Consider the following 18,051-nt stretch of genomic DNA (forward strand, 5'->3'; position numbering starts at 1 on the left):
AATAAGGCTTGGGGGGGGGGGGTGTTCTAAGCATTTTGATTTAAACATGTGTTATTCATCTTTAAAAAAAATTTTAAATTGTTATAATAACCTAACAAAGATAGCTTGGATTTTATAAATGTGAGCTATGAAAATTTTAGATGATTGTTATTAAGAATTTGCATTTTGCGTGTCCATCGGCGGGCATGTGGATTTGTTTTTTATTAGATAACTAAGTGGAAGAAGGACAACATGGTAGCAAAATCTAGAAAGCACGCACGTAAGGTAACGCTTGATGCTGCAGTAAGTAATGCGATTGCGAAGGCTGTGGATGCTCGCAAGGTGGCGGCATTTACGGTTGGAGCTGCTGGTGTGTTGGCTGGTGCGGCATTTGCTTTTGGTGCAACTCCTGCAATGGCTGCGGAGAATGGTGCTGCGACTAATTCGGCTCTAGTTCCTGTGGAAGCTAATAAGAAGACTGGTGTTGAGGCTGAGGATAAGGAAGAGAATAAGGAGCAGATTTCCACTAATAAAGATTCTGAGCAGAAGACTGAAGCAAAGAAGCAGACTGATAATAATACATTGGATAAGTCTGGCAAAACTAATCTCGAAAAGAAACTGGCTAACAAAACGAATGCTTCTACTCTGTCTGTAGCTAAGACTGATGCTACTAAGACTGGTGCTACTAAGACTGAGGGTACTAAGACTGAACAGAAAGCTGTGAATACTAAGGTTGTATCTGATAAGACTGCGGATAATGTTTCTGTAGCTGATAAGACTAGTACGGATAGCGCTCCTGTAGCTAATAACACTACTTTCACTACTAGTAGCGCACCTGCAGAAACTCCTGCAAGCACAGTACCTCAGGGACAAGATCGCGCTGGCGCAGAGCACAGTCCTAATGAGATAGCTTTTTCCAAAAACCTGCCAAACATTTATGGTTGGGCAACTCCAAGCAACACGTTTGACGAGAATCTTGAAAAGCAGACAGTTGTGTATCATTTGCCAAAGAGTGTGGATGGTAAGCCGGTTGTACGCGTAGTAATTCTTCCAGATTCAAAAGATAGTATTAATACTGATGATCCTGAAGCTTACAAGAAAATCATTGAATTTGATTCTGAGCGTGTAGATGACATGCACCAAAGCTATTCTGGAATTTACGAGTTAAAGACGAATCCTGACGGTAGTGTGGACTTGATTATGAAGCAGCCATTCAGGGATGGTCGCATATCTTCAGGTCAAGGCTATTGCGCAAACCGCTCAATCTTCTTGTATTACGATAAGACTAATTTGCAGCATGACCAAACATCTAATAACTTCCGTGTTGCAACGCTTGTTCCGCCAAAAACAGCAGGATCAATCGTCTTAAAGTATGACGAGAGATTGTCGGCAGATAAAGTACGAGAAGTACTTCACAAAGCAGTAAATCTTCCTACTGAACATAAGTCTGGTAGCAGTGTAGCTGAGCAGCTTGTTGCTCAAAGTAAGTCAACAGGTGTTGGTTTACGCGTTGATGAAAACACTGTTAATAACACTCCAGATACTGTAGACGCAAAAATTCCGCAAAGCATGGGTTCTTATGACGAAGGTATGTTTGAAGCAATCAATAAGAAGGATAGTAACGATGATTACTCATTTGGCGAGCGAAAGCTTAAAACGTATCTGGTAACAGATTTGGGAATGAAGTCTCCGGAAATACCTCTTACTGTAGTGCGCTATAGCACTCGCATTGAGAAGCCGGTTGTGGATACAGTTGATTTTAGCAAGTTGACAGAGGATCAAAAGACTCAAATCAAAAAGAATCTTGCAAAACTTAACGGCGTATCTACCGACAAAGTTACGTTTGATAACAATGGCACTGCAACAATCGACTTCGATGGCTTGAGTACGCAAGATGATCCAAAGATTCCTTTGAGTGACTTAGTGCTTACAAGAGTTGATGTAGGTGATGTTGTTGTTCCGACTGGCGACAATGCAGTCTTTGTGGCTAATCCGCTTGGATATTCAAGCGCCGAACTTGACCGAATCAAGACAGCTATTTATGAAGCTAATAAAGACAATGAAAAGCTTGGCCTGAGTGAAAAAGATTACAAGAGTCAGATTTCGCTTGAATATATTACGGGCGATACTACCGTTGGTCATGTAAATCAGGGCATATCGAATGGTATGGCGGAAAATACGATTACAGTTAAGATTAAGACTGATAAGGCATTTGCTGAGTTTACCTCTAATGTAAAGGAAAGCAAGCTTACAAAGCTTCCAAATATTCGTAAGGATTACACCGTTTCGTGGGATGCATCTAAGAATAAGATTGAAAATCGCACTTCCGACGAAGGCCTCTCCTGGAGTGAAGATAAGAAGACTATTATCTACCGTTACGACCCAACTAAGGCTATTGCGTTCAATTCCGACGACGTTACAAAGCTGCTTACAGCTACGCCAACAGATTCAAACGTTGGCTTGCGCACGATTAAGGGCAGTGAGAAGCTTGCCTATGAAGGCTCAGATGGTAAGCCGCGCAAGTCGCACATGCACTATGCGTTGCAAGGTGACGAACCAACTGGCGCGCTTACGCTTGGCGTTATTAGCAGCGGCTATTGGAAAGGCGACATTAAGATCACAGGCACCGATGTGGATATGGGTGATGTGCTCGCAAAGACTGACACATATAAGTGGGATGACGAAGCTCAGCCTGTAAAACTTGCTTCTAAGGGTGGCAAGATTTATAGGGCGCGTCTGTTTGTTGCTCCATATGGCATGGAATACTACCAGCACTTATATTCGCTCCCAGATAACAAGAATCTGAACAACACGCCTAAGGCAATTAACGTTATATTTGTGCCGCAAACGAAGAATAAGACGAAGGATCTTTCTAATTCGATTGGCGAGCACAAGACTGAAACTGTTGGAGGCAAGGATGTTCCAACGCAGCCAGCATATTACAACGCGTCTGCTGATAAGAAAGATGCATATGATAAGGCGCTTGATGCTGCAAAAGAAACTCTTAAAAAAGTTGGAACTAAAGCTGATGCTGATTTAAGTGAAGACCTTAAGGCTGAGGTTGATAACGCAACAATTAACCTTAAAAAGGCGCGTGAAGCTCTTGATGGTGATGCTACCAAGAAGGAAGAGCTGAATAAGTCGATTAAAGCCAATGGTAAGGCTGCCGAAGGTGATACTGCTGCAACTCCTGGTACGGTAACTACTGATAAGTATAAGAATGTTACTGAGCCTGACTTCAAGGATGATAATGGTAATGCAGATACCACCAAGAATGAGGATGCTAAGAAAGCTAAAGAAGCCTACGATAAAGCTCTCGAAGAAGCTGAGAAAGTAAACAAGGATGCCAACGCTACGCAAAAGGCTGTTGACGAAGCCAAGGCGAAACTCGACGCTGCGCGTAAGGAGCTTGATAAGTACAGCACTAACAAGGATAAGCTTAACGCTGCTATTGCTGAGCATGGTCAGGTGAATACTGGCAAGAACGATCAGGGCACACAGGATGTGACTAAAGCTGACCCAACTTACCAGAACTCTAACGATACAGAGCGCAAGGCGTATGACGACGCTGTTAAGAAGGCAAACGATCTTTCTAAGGATCCAAACGCTTCTCAAAAAGATGTAAACAAAGCTATTGAGGATCTTAAGAAAGCTAAGGAAGCGCTCGACAAGAACGCAACCGACAAGGCTCCTCTTGATGCTGCGGTGCAGAAGAGCTTCGATAATCCGAAGCCGGACGATAAGTCGAAGCAGAGCGTGTTCTATAAGAACGCCGCCGCGAAGAAAGACACCGACCCTGATGCTAAAAAGGCTGTTGAGGACTACGATAAAGCTTTGCAGAAAGCCAAGGATGTTCTTGGTGACAAGAACGCTACAAAGGCCGATGTAGAAAAGGCTAAGAAAGATCTTGAAGACGCTGAAGCAGCACTTCATGCTGATAAGTATCAGACAAAAGTAACTGATTTAGCTGAAGCTATTGCAGATAATGTAAGCGGTTACCTGATGCCTGCGTACTTCAACGCCTTTGATGAAGCGCAAGCTAAGGGCAAAGATTCTCAAGCCGCAAAAGACTTCAAAGCCTACAACGACGCTTATCACGCTGCAAAAGACTTGATTACGGAGATTAGGAAGCCAAATAGCACGGTAACGCAAGATCAGGCTGATAAGGTTAAGAAGCAGCTTATTGAAGCTCGTAAGGCAATCGATAAGTACGCAACTGACACCAGCAAGATTTCGGCGGCGCTGCTTCACAGCTTGGCTATTAAGGCAAGCCCAGCGTATCAAAACGCGTCTGCAAATACTGATCCAAATTCTGACGAAGCTAAGGCAAAGAAAGCATACGATGATGCGCTTGATGCTTTGCAAAAAGCCTTCAATGATGAGATGCCTCAAGATACGGTCGATGGCAAGCCTGGTAGTCAAGTAATCTCGACTGACAAAGTGCCTGACAAGGATGGAGACACAAATAGTGCGAGCTACCTTGACGGCATCCAGTCCCACGCTAAGGGTCAGCCTTTGAATAGGGATGTGCCAAAGCTACTTGCAGATCTTAACAAAGCTGTGGCAGATTTGAATAAGTTCGCCACTAAGACCGATAAGCTGCAGGAATCCATTAATAAGGATACTGATACTCAGAAGGATCCGGCGTACAAGAACACCAAGGATCCACACAAGCTGGGTGATAACGGCCAGGAAGATACTTCTGGATACGAGGATGTCAAGAAGAAAGCTACGGCTTACGACGAGGCGCTTACTGAGGCTAAGAAGCTCTTGACGGATCCAACCGCTACCCAGGCGCAGGTGGATGCGGCTCTTAAGAAGCTTGATGAGAAGCGTGACGCTCTTAAGGCTCAAGATACTAACGTTGAAGCGCTGAAGAAGAGTGTTGGAAAGCATGGTACAGAGAAGCAAGGCGAGACTGCTGCTACCGAAGGTACTGTTACTTCTGATGCGTATCGCAATGCTTCTGATCCTCACTTCATGAAGGAGCAGGACGGCAAGCTTGTTCCTGATACGGACAAGAACAACAAGGCAGCCGAAGCTAAGAAAGCATACGACAAGGCATTGGCCGAGGCTCAGGAGTTGCTCTCAAAGCACGATGGCAAGGATACGCCTCTCGACGCTAAGCCAACTCAGAAGCAGATTGATGAAGCTTTGAAGACTCTTGACGAAGCTCGCAAGAAGCTTGAGGATAACTATAAGACAGTTACCACTAAGCTTGATGAGGAAGCCCAGAAGTCTCAAGCAGATGGCGCAACCGCTCCAACGGCTGGTCAGTTTGAGGACTCGCCAGAGTTCAAGAATGCCGACGCCAAGAAGAAGGATGACGATAGCGGCAATAAGGTAGACAATGACGAAGTCGATGCCTATAAGAAGGCTTTGAAGGCTGCACGTGATTTACTCGCTAAGAAAGACGCTACTAATCTCAGTGAGCGTCCAACTCAGAAGCAGATTGATGATGCTCTCGAAACGTTGAAGAAGGCAAAGCAAGCTATTACCGATGGCTACAAGACCGATGCAACGGCTCTCCAAGACGAAGCAACGCTCGGAGAGGACGGTGGAGCATTTACTAATAGCCCAGAGTACAAGAACGCCGAAGCTAAGAAAGCTGAAGGCGGCAGTGACAATGCTAAGCTTAAGGCATACAAGGATGCTCTAGCTGAAGTTACGACTATGCTCAACAAGTTTGGTAAAGATGGCAAGCCGAAGGCTAACGCAACTGATATTCCAACTCAGGCTAAGGTTGATGCTGCGCTTAAGAAGCTCAGTGACGCTCGCAAGGCAGTGGAAGATGAGTACAAGACCGACGCAAAGCCTCTTGAAAAGGAGGTTGGCGACAAAACTCAAGACGGCAAGCTTGTAACACCTCCATTCGAGGAGTCGATTCCATACAAGAATGCTCTGTATAAGAAGCAGTCTGAAACTGGCGATGCTGCAACGACTGATACTTCTGCCACCAAGAAGCTTCAAGATTATAACGATAAGTTTGAAGCAGCGAAGAAGATTATCGATCAGGTGAAGAACCCAGATCCGAATGCTGATCCAGATAAAAAGCCAACTAATGCTGATGTTAAGACAGCTTTGGAAGCCTTGCAAAAGGCAAAGAAAGCTATCAATGACGCCTTTACGACTAATGCTAAGGATTTGAAGGATGAGTCTGCGAAGTCTACTGCTGACGGTGTAACTACCGTTGGTAAAGATGACTTTGAGAATACTACAGAGTTCAAGAACGCTGAATCTAAGAAGGGTAAAGACTGCAAGGATAATGCTGACGTCACCGCTTATAAGGAAGCGTTGAGTAAAGCTAGGACTTTGCTTGGAAAGTTCGATGAGAACGGTACGCCAAAGTCTGGTGAAAAGGAAATCCCAACCCAGCAAGAAGTTGACGAGGCTCTTAAGAAGCTGAAGGACATAAAAGATAAGATTACTGCTGACTACAAGACCAGTTCTACTGAGCTTCAGCAAGAAGTTGATAAGTCTAAGGACGGAGATAAAGACAAGCGTGATGACGTGTTCGAGAACACTCCTGCGTTCAAGAACGCGACTGCTAAGGGTGATGATGCGTCTAAGCAGGCGCTCGAAGAATACAACGAAAAGCTTAAGGCTGCTAAGAAGCTTCTTGAGAAGTTCGACCGCACTACTGGCAAGCCAAAGGATGGTGCAACTGACGTCCCAACCCAGAAAGAGCTTTACGATGCTCTAGATGCATTGCAAGCTGCTAAGAAGAAGATTGAAGACGATTACAGCACAATCAAGTATGACTTGCGTAAGGAAGCTGATAATGATGGTGACTTCACTAAGTCTCCTGAGTATCAGAATGCTCAAGCTAAGGGTGATGACGAGTCTAAGAAGGCTATTGACGATTACAAGAAGGCTCTCGACGAGGCTAACAAGATTCTTGGCGACAAGGATGCAACTCAGGCTCAGGTTGACGAGGCTTTGAAGAAGCTTCAGGATGCTAAGAAGAAGCTTACTGATTCTAATAAGACGGATAAGTCTAAGCTTCAGACTGAGGCTGATGATGATGCTAAGTTCCGTAAGTCTTTGTACTTCATTATTGGCAAACGCGACGATATTGAGGCTTATAAGAAGGCTTTGGCTGAGGCTGACAGCGTGCTTAACGATCCTAATGCAACTCAGGCTCAGGTTGATGAGGCTTTGAGGAAGCTTCAGGCTGCTAAGTATAAGCTTAATCACCCGTTTGGCGCTGGCAGTGGTGTTGGTAGCGGTAGCGGCTATGATACCGATGCTGATGCTGGGGATGGTTTTGATACTAGTGATTCTCAGAGTGCTTTGGTTGATAAGTCTGCTTTGCAAGTCGAAGTTAATAATTCTGTAGACACTAATGCAAACACTGCGGCAGCTAGAGCTTACAGGCAGGCTTTGGCTGAGGCTAAGCGTGTGCTTGCTGATAAGAATGCAACTCAGGCTCAGGTTGATGAGGCTTTGAGGAAGCTTCAGGCTGCTAAGGCTGCGTGGCGTAATGCCTCTGGCGCTTCCGGTAATGCTAGCGCTCTTGCTAAGACGGGTGCTGCAACTGGCTTGTTTGCAAGTCTTGCTGCAGTATTCTCCGGACTTGGTGCTGCTGGCGTTGCTTCTCGCCGCCGCAAGCATTCCAACGAGTAGCCTCGCTCATAACTAAAATCCCTCGCAGGTTATCTTCCGATAATCCGCGAGGGATTTTTTTCTTGCTGCCGCGCGAGCGCTGACTGCGCTAGTAACAGCTAGCGGCAGAAATTTTACAGTCGTGCGCAGTTTATGCCGCCTACGCACCAAAAAGCGGCAGAAATTTTACAGTCGTGCGCAGTTTATGCCGCCTACGCACCAAAAAGCGGCAGAAACTTTACAGTCGTGTACAGAAAAGGTCGTTTGCGCGCTTTAATCCGGCAGAAACTTTACAGTCGCGTAAATTAACGATAGTATTTCCCCAAACCTCCTGAAGCTTTGCATCATTGCTTTGCGAACGCTGCTCATGAAGCTTTGCGGTTGCGCTTCTGCGAAAAGTGGTTTTGTAGCTTTGCAGTTATGCTTCTGCTAACAATGATTACTTATTGATTAGTGAACTTTAGCATTATTGCTCTGCAGACGCTGAGTATTTGTCGCTTAGTGAACACTAGCGTCCGTGCTGCTGCACGCGCCACACCAGACGCACCCACCACACCAAAAACACTAGCGGTTTTACTAATAGTGGGAGATAGGAATTGCTTGGTCGAGCAATATAAAAGCGGAACGATAGTAATAATCTTGTTGACGAATACTGTTTTTGAAAGAAAGTAACTAAAAAACTAAACTCAACTACACAACCGCTAAGTCCAAGTAAGGTATAGGAGCGTAGCGCTGCGAGACAATCAACACCCACTCCTCACACCCATCTCAATTTCACACTCGCGCCACACCAAAAATAACTCAGTAACTACGCGCATCGTTATTAGTGCAGAATGCACACTGCAGGAGAAACGAAAAATCGGCAAAGTGCGTTACTAGTGCAGAACGCGTACTGCAGGAGAAACGAAAAAACGGTAGTGAGCGTTACTAACGCAGAAACCGTACTGCGTCAGTAACGAAAATGCTTAGTTTTGCGATTTGACATACCGGTTCAGTTAACAAATTTTTGCCAGAAGTGCTAGAATGCTGCACGGTAGTGTGATGAAATTCACATAATTTCGTTACATCTACCTGCAGCATTTGGGTATTGCTAAGTTAGCAATATTGCAACGTTCTGCATTTGTAATTCTTGAAGGTCAAGAATTACATCCGCGGGAGCCTGTTCTATACAGGCTGAGAGGGCGAAAGCCGACCGTAAACCTGATGCGGGTAATGCCGCCGTAGGGAAGGAGTATATATGCGAAATATTCGTATTATTGGTGCAGGTATTATTGGTTTAGCAACAGCGTGGAGACTTACGGAAGCTGGCGTAAAAGTTAGCATAATTGATCCAGATCCAGTCTCTGGTGCTTCTCACCATGCTGCCGGCATGTTAGCTCCTACCGCAGAAATGCAATATCAGCAAGAAGCGTTGTATCCTCTTATGTTTGAGTCTGCAACTATGTATAAGGAATTGGTTGATTCGGTTGCAAAGTACACCGATAAGCCAACCGGCTACTTAGAGTGCGGCTCTTATGTAATCGGTGGTGACGCTGCAGATAACGAGCACGTAAACGAGTTGCTAAACTTGCAGCATCGTTACGGCCGTAGAGCTGAGCATATTTCTGTGAGTAAGCTTCGTGAGATTGAGCCTGCTCTTTCGCCAACTATTGCTGGCGCTGTAAGCGTGCCGGACGACCATCAAATCAATCCTCGTCTTTTCACTGCAGCAATGATTGATGCGCTCGAAAAGCGCGGTGTTGTTATTGAGCGTCGCGCAAGCACTCCGGATGATTTGGGTCCAGACACAGTTTTGGCATCCGGTTTGGGTGCTAAGGATATGCTTCCGCAGCTTAAGCTTCGCGCTGTGTGGGGCGATATGATTCGTATGACTATTCCAGAGCCTTTGCGCCCAATTTTGAGCTCTGTGGTTCGTGGATTTGTGCATGACCGCCCAGTTTATTTGGTGCCTCGCGCTAAGGAAACAGGCGAGCTTGTGCTCGGCGCTACTTCTCGTGAAGACGACCGCAATATTCCAAAGGTTGGCGGCGTACTCGACTTACTTCGCGATGCTGCAAGCGTGCTTCCTGGCATTCAGGAATGCTCGATTACTGAGGTTACCGCTGGCGGCCGCCCAGGAACTCCAGACGATTTGCCGTTCATTGGCATTGATCCTAAGACGCACACCACGATTTCCACTGGTTACTTCCGTCACGGCATTTTGCTCACCGCTTTGGGTTCTTCTTTGACTACAAAGCTTGTGCTTGAGCAAGAGTTGACTGAGAAGGAAAAGGGCTTCTTGGAAAGCTGCAATCCTGCTCGCTTCTAATCGCTAATTCCAGTGAATTCGCTAGATTTCGCTGCGAATTGTGTGAAGTGTTCAAATATAGACGTAAGTGTGATGCAGAAAGTACTTTTAGTAATTCAGCTTTTAGTTAGTAAAGGTTAGATTATGCAAATCGTAGTCAATGGTGAAACTATTGAAATTCAAGATGGGTTAACTGTTGCTGAGCTTATTGCTCAACGTTACGGTTCAGACGCTGGTCCTGGCATAGCTGTTGCGATTGGCGACGATGTGCTTTCTCGCGCGCAATGGGAATCAGCCGTCATATGTGATGGGAATCAAATCGAGATTCTTAGTGCAGTTCAAGGCGGCTGAAACACCACAAAATTAAGCGTGAAATTAGTGCGCTTAATTATTTAATTTTAATTAGGTTTAAATATTAAATTTTAAATAAAAGGCTTAAAATGGCAGAAAATAATATAGAAGAAAGTGCCGATACTTGGCAGCTTTGTGGTAAGACTTTACATTCAAGGCTTTTGCTTGGTACTGGCGGCATGACAAGCATTGACATTATGGAAAAGTCACTTGTGGCTTCAGGTGCGGAAGTAGCTACGGTTGCAATGCGTCGTCACGCAAAAACTGGCGTTGATATTTACGGCATGTTGCAGCGTCACAATATTAACGTTTTGCCAAATACTGCAGGCTGCAAGACTGCGCATGATGCTGTGCTTACTGCAAAAATGGCTCGTGAATCGCTTGGAACTGACTGGATTAAGCTCGAAGTGATTGCAGACGACGATACTTTGCTTCCGGATACTCGCGAAGTTTTGCTTGCTGCAGAAAAGCTTATTGAAGAAGGCTTTAGCGTTCTTTGCTACACGAATGACGACCCGATTGTGGCTCGTCGATTGGTTTCGCTTGGTGTGAAAGCTGTTATGCCTGGTGGCGCTCCAATTGGAACTGGTCTTGGTATTTTGAATCCTCGAAACATTGAGCTGATTGTTCAAGAATGCAAGGAAGCTGGCGTTCCTGTGATTTTGGATGCTGGCGTTGGCACTGCTTCCGATGTTGTTAAAGCTTTCGAAATCGGTTGCTCGGGCGTGCTTCTTGCAAGCGCTGTAACTCGCTGCCCAGACCCCGTGAAGATGGGTCGTGCAATGGCTGCTGCTGTAACCGCTGGAAAGCTTGCTCACGATGCTGGCCGTATTCCAATGCGAAATCACGCTCTCGCTTCTTCGCCTGTTGAAGGTCGCGCTTGGGCTGATTCTGTACTGTAAATTTTGGTACTGTAATTTAGTACTGTAATTTTTCGGCATAATTATTTAAGCATGACGATTAATAAAATTTACTATAACCTGCAGGAGCTTGAGGCGGAACGCACTTGCCGCCACTTGCTCCTGCCGGGCTTTACACATGAACATCAGCAGTTACTTCGCGATGCGAAAATCTGCATGGTTGGAGCAGGCGGACTTGGTTCGCCATGCTTGCTTTCGCTTGCTGCAGCAGGAGTTGGCGAAATCACGATTTGTGACGACGATGTTGTTGAGCTTTCTAATTTGCAAAGGCAGACTTTATATACTGTCGATCAGTGTGGCAAATCTAAAGCGCAACTTGCAGCTAAACGTTTGCAAGCGTTATCTCCAGGTTTAAAAATCAACCTTGTAGATAGATTTAATGAAGATAATGCAAAGCAGCTTGTAGAAAGTCACGACTTAATAATTGATGGTTGCGATAATTTTGCTACTCGCTTTTTGATTGCGGATGCTGCTTGGAGCGCTGGTACGCCGGAAGTTTACGGCTCGGTGCTTTATTATGAGGGTCAAGTAAGCGTTTTCGTACCAGGAAAAGGTCCTGGTTTGCGTGACTTGTATGCTTGTCCGCCTCCTAAAGAAAAAGTGCCAAAATCGGCAGTATTGGGTGCGACTGCAGCTATTGTGGGCGCAATGATGGCAACTGAAGCAATTAAACTTATAACCGGCATTGGCACGCCGCTTATTGGCGTTTTAGCGCGCTACAATGCATTAGATAACTCTTTGCGCCGCTTTAAGTTCACTGCGTGAAGCTTGCGTAATTTCTCCTTAAATTATAGGTTATTTTACATTTTGTTTGCTTTGGCGCGAGTTTTGGGGGATTCTCCTTAACGTGGCGCGAGTTTTGGGGGAATTTCTCTCCTCGCAAGTTCCCGTCCTTCGTCGCTCTGGCTGTTAAAGGTTTTGCTGTCTGCTTTGTTCTTTAAAGAATGTTGCTTCCTCAGTCCTCTTTTATTGCTCGTAAAGAAATTCCCCAAACTCTGCGTGCTTAATCGTTAATAACAGTGCTCATCGCAGAGATTTTTCGATTTTTCTTCTTCGCTTGGCGAATCAGCAGCCTGCGGCTCTGACGTTCGCCGCGCTCAGTGCGAAAAATCTTAAATCTCTACCACGCGAATATTCATGCGAATGAATAACGCGCAAATAAGCTGCGGGTGGGTGTGTGGTTTGTGTGCCTGGCGTGATGTGTGCAGCAGCACGGACGCTAGTGTTCTCTAATCGGCGAATACTCAACGTCTGCAGAGCACAACTGCAAAACTTGAGTCTGGTTGCATAAAGTTTTTGTAATTTTTGGGAATAAAAGTTGACTTTTACAAGTTGAGTGTAGTAGGCTCAAGTTTTGGAAAGTAAAAAAGCTGATGCTTTAGCTAGTTCCCAACAAGGAATCTAAATAAAGCTCAGCTCACGTAACTACAAAACTTGAAGGAAAGCATAATTGCACAAAATGTGCAATACCTAGTTAAGGAGAAATTATGGGACGCGCAGTAGGTATTGATTTGGGTACAACTAATTCTTGCATCGCTACTCTTGAAGGCGGTAGCCCAACCGTTATTGTAAACGCTGAAGGCGCTCGCACCACACCATCCGTTGTGGCATTTAGCAAATCTGGCGAAATCTTGGTTGGTGAAGTTGCTAAGCGCCAGGCTGTAACAAACGTTGATCGCACGATTAGCTCCGTAAAGCGCCACATGGGCACTGATTGGACTGTTGACATCGACGGCAAGAAGTGGACTCCACAAGAGATTTCTGCACAGGTTTTGATGAAGTTGAAGCGCGATGCTGAAGCTTACTTGGGCGAGCCAGTAACCGATGCCGTTATTACCTGCCCAGCTTACTTCAACGATGCTCAGCGTCAGGCAACTAAGGATGCTGGCAAGATCGCAGGCTTGAACGTGCTTCGTATTATTAACGAGCCAACTGCTGCAGCTTTGGCTTACGGCCTTGAAAAGGGCAAGGAAGACGAGCGCATTTTGGTATTCGACTTGGGTGGCGGTACTTTCGATGTGTCCTTGCTTGAAATTGGTAAGGATGACGACGGATTCTCCACAATTCAGGTGCAAGCAACTAACGGCGATAACCACTTGGGTGGCGACGATTGGGATCAGAAGATTATCGACTGGCTCGTTGGCGAAGTTAAGAACAAGTATGGCGTTGATTTGAGCAAGGATAAGATTGCTTTGCAGCGCTTGAAGGAAGCTGCTGAGCAGGCAAAGAAGGAGCTTAGCTCTTCTACTTCCACCTCAATTTCTATGCAGTACTTGGCAATGACTCCTGACGGAACTCCAGTGCATTTGGATGAGACTTTGACTCGTGCTCACTTTGAGGAAATGACTTCAGACTTGCTTGGCCGCTGCCGTACACCATTTAACAACGTGCTTTCTGACGCTGGTATTTCCGTAAGCCAGATCGATCACGTGGTTCTTGTTGGTGGTTCTACTCGTATGCCAGCTGTGAAGGATTTGGTAAAGGAACTTACAGGCGGTAAGGAAGCTAACCAGTCCGTGAACCCAGATGAAGTTGTTGCCGTTGGTGCAGCAGTGCAGTCGGGCGTTATTAAGGGAGATCGCAAGGACGTTCTGCTTATTGATGTAACTCCACTTTCCTTGGGTATTGAAACCAAGGGTGGAATTATGACAAAGCTTATCGATCGCAACACTGCAATTCCAACGAAGCGTTCGGAAGTGTTCTCTACTGCTGAAGACAATCAGCCATCTGTGTTGATTCAGGTTTACCAGGGTGAACGTGAGTTTGCTCGCGATAACAAGCCTCTTGGTACTTTTGAGTTGACTGGTATTGCTCCAGCTCCTCGTGGTGTTCCTCAGATTGAAGTCACTTTCGATATTGATGCTAACGGCATTGTGCACGTTTCCGCTAAGGATAAGGGCACTGGCAAGGAACAGTCCATGACTATTACCGGTGGTTCTGGTTTGCCAAAGGACGAAATCGACCGCATGGTTAAGGAAGCTGAAGCTCACGAAGCTGAAGATAAGAAGCGTAAGGAAGAAGCCGAAGTTCGCAACCAAGCAGAAGCCTTTGCTTACCAGACTGAAAAGCTCGTGAACGACAATAAAGACAAGCTTTCTGACGAAATCTCTAAGGAAGTTACCGAAAAGGTTAATGCTTTGAAGGAAGCTTTGAAGGGCGATGACGTTGAGAAGATTAAGTCTGCTCAGAGCGAGTTGATGACTTCTGCTCAGAAGATCGGTCAGCAGCTTTACGCTCAGCAGGGTGCTGCTGGTGCTCAGGGTGCTGCTGGTGCCGAGGCTGGTGCTCAGGGCGCTGCTGGCGCTCAGGCCGGCTCTGCAGCTAAGGATGATGATGTAGTTGACGCCGAAGTGGTGGACGACGACAAGGACGATAAGGACAACAAGTAATGTCCGACTTTAACGCCAACGAATATTTGCAAGATATGGAAGATGCTGACTCGCTGGATGTAAAAGCTACAGGTGATTCTGCGAAATCGTCTGCGCAATCTTCATCGAAAGCTGCTGAAGATGCAAATTCTGCAGAAACGAAAGCTGACGCACAAGCTGATGCTAACGTTTCTGCGGATTCCGCAAATTCTGAGGATACAGCGAATTCCACTGAATCTTCAGAATCGAAAGACAGCCAAGACGCAGATAGCGGCAGTTTAACTCCCTTAGGTAAAGCTAAGAAAGAAGCTGCAGAGTACTTGGAAGCGTTACAGCGAGAGCGTGCTGAGTTTATAAACTTCAGAAATCGTTCTGCTAAAGAGCAGGATCGTTTCAGACAGCATGGAATTATTGACGTGCTGACAGCATTGCTTCCAGCATTGGATGATATTGACCGCATTCGCGAGCATAGCGAAATGGATGATTCGTTCAAGGCTGTTGCAACTAAGATAGATAAGGCTTTTGAAAAGTTTGGTGTGGAAAAGTTTGGTGAGAAGGGCGAAGATTTTGACCCAACCAAGCATGATGCAATTTTGCACAGACCAGATCCAGACGCTACAAAAGAAACTGTTGATGCTGTAGTTGAAGCAGGATATCGAATAGGAGATCGCGTTATTCGCGCCGCTCGCGTGGTCGTTTCTTCGCCGCAGCAATGACTAACTAAACTCTTAGTTGTGACTTTATTGAATAACTTGCTCGTGCTGACTCATAAGAGTTGGCACGAGCAGGCTATATTTGGTCAAAAGCGAAATAGCCAATGTGCTTGTGAAGAAAGGAGGCACAAATGGCTGAAAATGAATGGTTAGCTAAGGATTTTTATAAGGTTCTCGGTGTCTCCAAAGACGCAGATGAGGCAACGATTACCAAAGCGTATCGCAAACTTGCTCGTAAATATCACCCTGATTTAAACAAAACAAAAGAAGCTGAAGAAAAATTTAAGGATGTTTCTGAAGCTTACGATGTGCTGAAAGATAGTCAAACTCGCCAACGTTACGATGCTATCCGCCAATTTGGTGCTGGCGGTGCTCGTTTTGCTGGCGGAGCAGGTGGTGCTGGCGGTTTCGATGCGTCGAGTTTCTCGGACATTTTCTCCATGTTCAATGGCGGCTCTGGCATGGGCGGCATGGGCGGAAACGGTTCGCGCATTCGCTTTACATCCAACGGTGCTGGACCAAATATGAGCGACATTTTCTCAATGTTTGGTGGAGGTCAGCGCTCTCAGGATTCAGCAGGATTCCAAGGTGCGAGTGGCTTTGGCGGTGAGAGATATTCTCAACCGCGGGAAGCTGACGTGCCTGAAGTTGGCGAAGATATAACAACCGATATAAAGCTCACATTTAAGCAAGCTTTTAAAGGCGCTACAGTATCGTTGCGCGCGGCTGGTAAAACTTTTAAAACGCATATTCCAGCTGGTGTAAAAACCGGACAGAAAATTCGTTTGAAAGGAAAAGGTAAGCCAGGCAAGTTCGGTGGTGCTGCAGGCGACTTGTACTTGCATGTTCAAGTAGAAGCATCAGATAAATTTACTTTGCGAGGCGACGATTTGATTTCTACATTGCCGCTAACGTTAAGTGAAGCAGTGCATGGCGCAAAAGTTAGTGTAAACGACGTAGACGGCAATCCTGTTACTTTCAAAGTTCCAGCTTGTGTTTCAAGCGGCGATGAAGTTCGTATAGAAGGTGCTGGAGTGCCAGGAAAGAATGGCGATTTTGTTGGCGTTGTGCAAATTCATTTGCCAAAGCGTTCAAGCATGTCTCTTAGACGCGTTGCAAAAGAATTTGATAAAACTGCTGGCGAAACTTATGCTGAAGAAATTAAAAAATTAAGACAAAACTAAGTTAACAATAATTTAGTAGGTTAAACACTGTTGAATTGTTTGTAACAGTGCTTTAAACATACTAAAAGGGCAAAGGAAGGCGTGCTATGACACCAATAACGCGTGAAACTAAAGCACTGTATGAAATGTGTGCAGTTGCTTTAGTGCGTGGTACTGCAACGCTTGACGGGGCAGATGAAGTAGGGTTTGTTCTTGATTTGCCAATATTTACCGTAAGCCACGTGGCGCGCCTAACCAATACGCATCCGCAAACTTTACGACAGTATGATCGGCTTCATTTAATAATGCCGCATAGAACTGAAGGTGGCGCTCGCCGCTATTCTTTGCGAGATATAGACAGGATTGTGCAAACTCAGCATTTAAGCCAAAATGAAGGCATTAATCTTGCTGGCATTATGCAAATACTTGATTTGCAAGAAGAAAATCGACAGCTTAAAAGGCAAGTGAGGCATTTGCTAGATTCTGCAGAGTCTTCAGAGCGCAATATTTTTGCTGCAAATGCAGATGGTGACATTGTGGAAATGCAGCGTTCTCGCAATGCGCGTCGCTGGAGGCGGGATATTCTTACAGAGAGACGAGCACTACCTTCGTCATATTCTTCGGAAAGTTATAACAATAATTATAAAAATCAAAAGTCTTCGGATGAAAAATCTGTGGTGTTGTGGAGAGCGTGGAGCATATAGTAACGTAGGCATGGCTACTTATTGTGCTTAAGTGAGAATTAGTGAGAATTAGCGAGAAGAATTAGTTAGCGAGAATTAGCGAGAAGAATTAATAGTGCGAAAAGTAATGCAGAATTAGTGCGAAAAAATATGCACTATAAAAGCTAAAGCAAATATATGCAATATGAAGGATTGTGAATGGCTGAACAGACGACGAATGTGTGTGCAAATACTCTTAACTCTAGTGAAGAAAAACATGTGTTGCGTGCAGTTTTTTGGGATATGGATGGCACTCTTATAGATTCAGAGCCGTATTGGCATGAGTCGGAATTTTATTTAGTAAAAAAATACGGTGGATATTGGGATGAAGATTTAGCTTGGGAATGCTCTGGCGGATCTCTTGACACTGTTGCCAATAAGATGATTCCAAGTGGTACAAAACTTACAGTAGAAGAAATTGGCAAAGGCATGGTTGATTACGTTGCTGCTCGTGAAGCTGAATCCGTGCCTTGGGTCCCAGGAGTTTTAGACGTGCTTAAAAGTCTTACGGATGCTGGCATTCCTTCAATTTTGGTTAGCAATTCGCCGCGTTGTTTGGTTGAAAATATTGTGAATCATGCTCCAGAAGGTGCTTTCGCTGGGTACGTGTGTGGAGATGATGGATTTAAGCCGAAGCCTAGTGCTGAGCCTTATCTTGCTGCAGGTAAAATGGTTGGCATTGAGGGCACGGATGAGGAAGTTGCAAAGCAGATGGCTAATTGCATTGCCATAGAAGATTCTCTATCTGGTCTTACTGCTGCAATTAATTCCGGAGCAACTGTAATTGCGCAAACAGGTTTTTCGCGCGCAAACATATCTGAAAGTAAGCATCATGCAGAACTTAACGGTTATGAAAATGTTACTGCTAAAATGCTTGAGAACATTGTTTTGAGCCGAAACTAATTAATAAACTAGCAAAACTAATTAACAAACTATTTAGCTA

At 45.3% G+C, this 18,051-nt stretch carries 10 protein-coding genes and 1 riboswitch; all 10 genes read left to right on the forward strand.

What is annotated here, in order from left to right; genetic code table 11:
• The first annotated feature begins 231 nt into the window (after positions 1–231).
• The 10 genes from HXT34_RS00505 (at position 232) to HXT34_RS00550 (ending at position 18,011) form a co-directional block, all read left to right on the forward strand.
• The gene (locus HXT34_RS00505) at positions 232–7,605 is read left to right on the forward strand and encodes a peptidase (RefSeq protein WP_421784924.1); all 7,374 of its coding nucleotides are present in this window, start codon (positions 232–234) and stop codon (positions 7,603–7,605) included.
• Positions 7,606–8,725: 1,120 nt separating this feature from the next.
• Positions 8,726–8,828: riboswitch (TPP riboswitch) on the forward strand.
• The gene (thiO, locus tag HXT34_RS00510) at positions 8,822–9,892 is read left to right on the forward strand and encodes a glycine oxidase ThiO (protein WP_421784926.1); all 1,071 of its coding nucleotides are present in this window, start codon (positions 8,822–8,824) and stop codon (positions 9,890–9,892) included. It overlaps the preceding riboswitch by 7 nt.
• Before the next feature lie 123 nt (positions 9,893–10,015).
• Positions 10,016–10,222: a sulfur carrier protein ThiS gene (gene thiS / locus HXT34_RS00515; protein ID WP_415683115.1), complete on the forward strand. Its 207-nt coding sequence runs from the start codon at positions 10,016–10,018 to the stop codon at positions 10,220–10,222.
• An 89-nt stretch (positions 10,223–10,311) separates the two neighbouring features.
• The gene (locus HXT34_RS00520) at positions 10,312–11,124 is read left to right on the forward strand and encodes a thiazole synthase (RefSeq protein WP_421784928.1); all 813 of its coding nucleotides are present in this window, start codon (positions 10,312–10,314) and stop codon (positions 11,122–11,124) included.
• A 51-nt stretch (positions 11,125–11,175) separates the two neighbouring features.
• A complete protein-coding gene (locus tag HXT34_RS00525) occupies positions 11,176–11,907 on the forward strand; it encodes a HesA/MoeB/ThiF family protein (RefSeq protein ID WP_421784930.1) in 732 nt (243 codons plus the stop codon).
• 722 nt (positions 11,908–12,629) lie between these two features.
• Complete coding sequence (gene dnaK, locus HXT34_RS00530; protein WP_421784932.1) at positions 12,630–14,531, forward strand: molecular chaperone DnaK; 1,902 nt, start codon at positions 12,630–12,632, stop codon at positions 14,529–14,531.
• A complete protein-coding gene (grpE, locus tag HXT34_RS00535) occupies positions 14,531–15,226 on the forward strand; it encodes a nucleotide exchange factor GrpE (protein ID WP_415683111.1) in 696 nt (231 codons plus the stop codon). Before dnaK ends, grpE begins: the two co-directional genes overlap by 1 nt.
• A gap of 128 nt (positions 15,227–15,354) precedes the next feature.
• The gene (locus HXT34_RS00540; RefSeq protein ID WP_421784935.1) at positions 15,355–16,407 is read left to right on the forward strand and encodes a DnaJ C-terminal domain-containing protein; all 1,053 of its coding nucleotides are present in this window, start codon (positions 15,355–15,357) and stop codon (positions 16,405–16,407) included.
• An 86-nt stretch (positions 16,408–16,493) separates the two neighbouring features.
• Positions 16,494–17,090, forward strand: a complete 597-nt coding sequence (locus HXT34_RS00545) for a heat shock protein transcriptional repressor HspR (RefSeq protein WP_421784937.1) — start codon at positions 16,494–16,496, stop codon at positions 17,088–17,090.
• A gap of 177 nt (positions 17,091–17,267) precedes the next feature.
• Positions 17,268–18,011, forward strand: coding sequence for an HAD family hydrolase (locus HXT34_RS00550; RefSeq protein ID WP_116971481.1), 744 nt, complete (start codon positions 17,268–17,270; stop codon positions 18,009–18,011).
• Positions 18,012–18,051: the final 40 nt, after the last annotated feature.

It is taken from the genome of Gardnerella sp. DNF00983 (genome assembly GCF_049244265.1).
Lineage (GTDB): Bacteria > Actinomycetota > Actinomycetes > Actinomycetales > Bifidobacteriaceae > Bifidobacterium > Bifidobacterium vaginale_J.

Excerpts from the sequence above, each read along its gene's own strand:
- HXT34_RS00505 (WP_421784924.1), top strand. The coding sequence starts at position 232 with ATGGTAGCAAAATCTAGAAAGCACGCACGTAAGGTAACGCTTGATGCT.
- thiO (WP_421784926.1), top strand. The coding sequence starts at position 8,822 with ATGCGAAATATTCGTATTATTGGTGCAGGTATTATTGGTTTAGCAACA.
- thiS (WP_415683115.1), top strand. The coding sequence starts at position 10,016 with ATGCAAATCGTAGTCAATGGTGAAACTATTGAAATTCAAGATGGGTTA.
- HXT34_RS00520 (WP_421784928.1), top strand. The coding sequence starts at position 10,312 with ATGGCAGAAAATAATATAGAAGAAAGTGCCGATACTTGGCAGCTTTGT.
- HXT34_RS00525 (WP_421784930.1), top strand. The coding sequence starts at position 11,176 with ATGACGATTAATAAAATTTACTATAACCTGCAGGAGCTTGAGGCGGAA.
- dnaK (WP_421784932.1), top strand. The coding sequence starts at position 12,630 with ATGGGACGCGCAGTAGGTATTGATTTGGGTACAACTAATTCTTGCATC.
- grpE (WP_415683111.1), top strand. The coding sequence starts at position 14,531 with ATGTCCGACTTTAACGCCAACGAATATTTGCAAGATATGGAAGATGCT.
- HXT34_RS00540 (WP_421784935.1), top strand. The coding sequence starts at position 15,355 with ATGGCTGAAAATGAATGGTTAGCTAAGGATTTTTATAAGGTTCTCGGT.
- HXT34_RS00545 (WP_421784937.1), top strand. The coding sequence starts at position 16,494 with ATGACACCAATAACGCGTGAAACTAAAGCACTGTATGAAATGTGTGCA.
- HXT34_RS00550 (WP_116971481.1), top strand. The coding sequence starts at position 17,268 with ATGGCTGAACAGACGACGAATGTGTGTGCAAATACTCTTAACTCTAGT.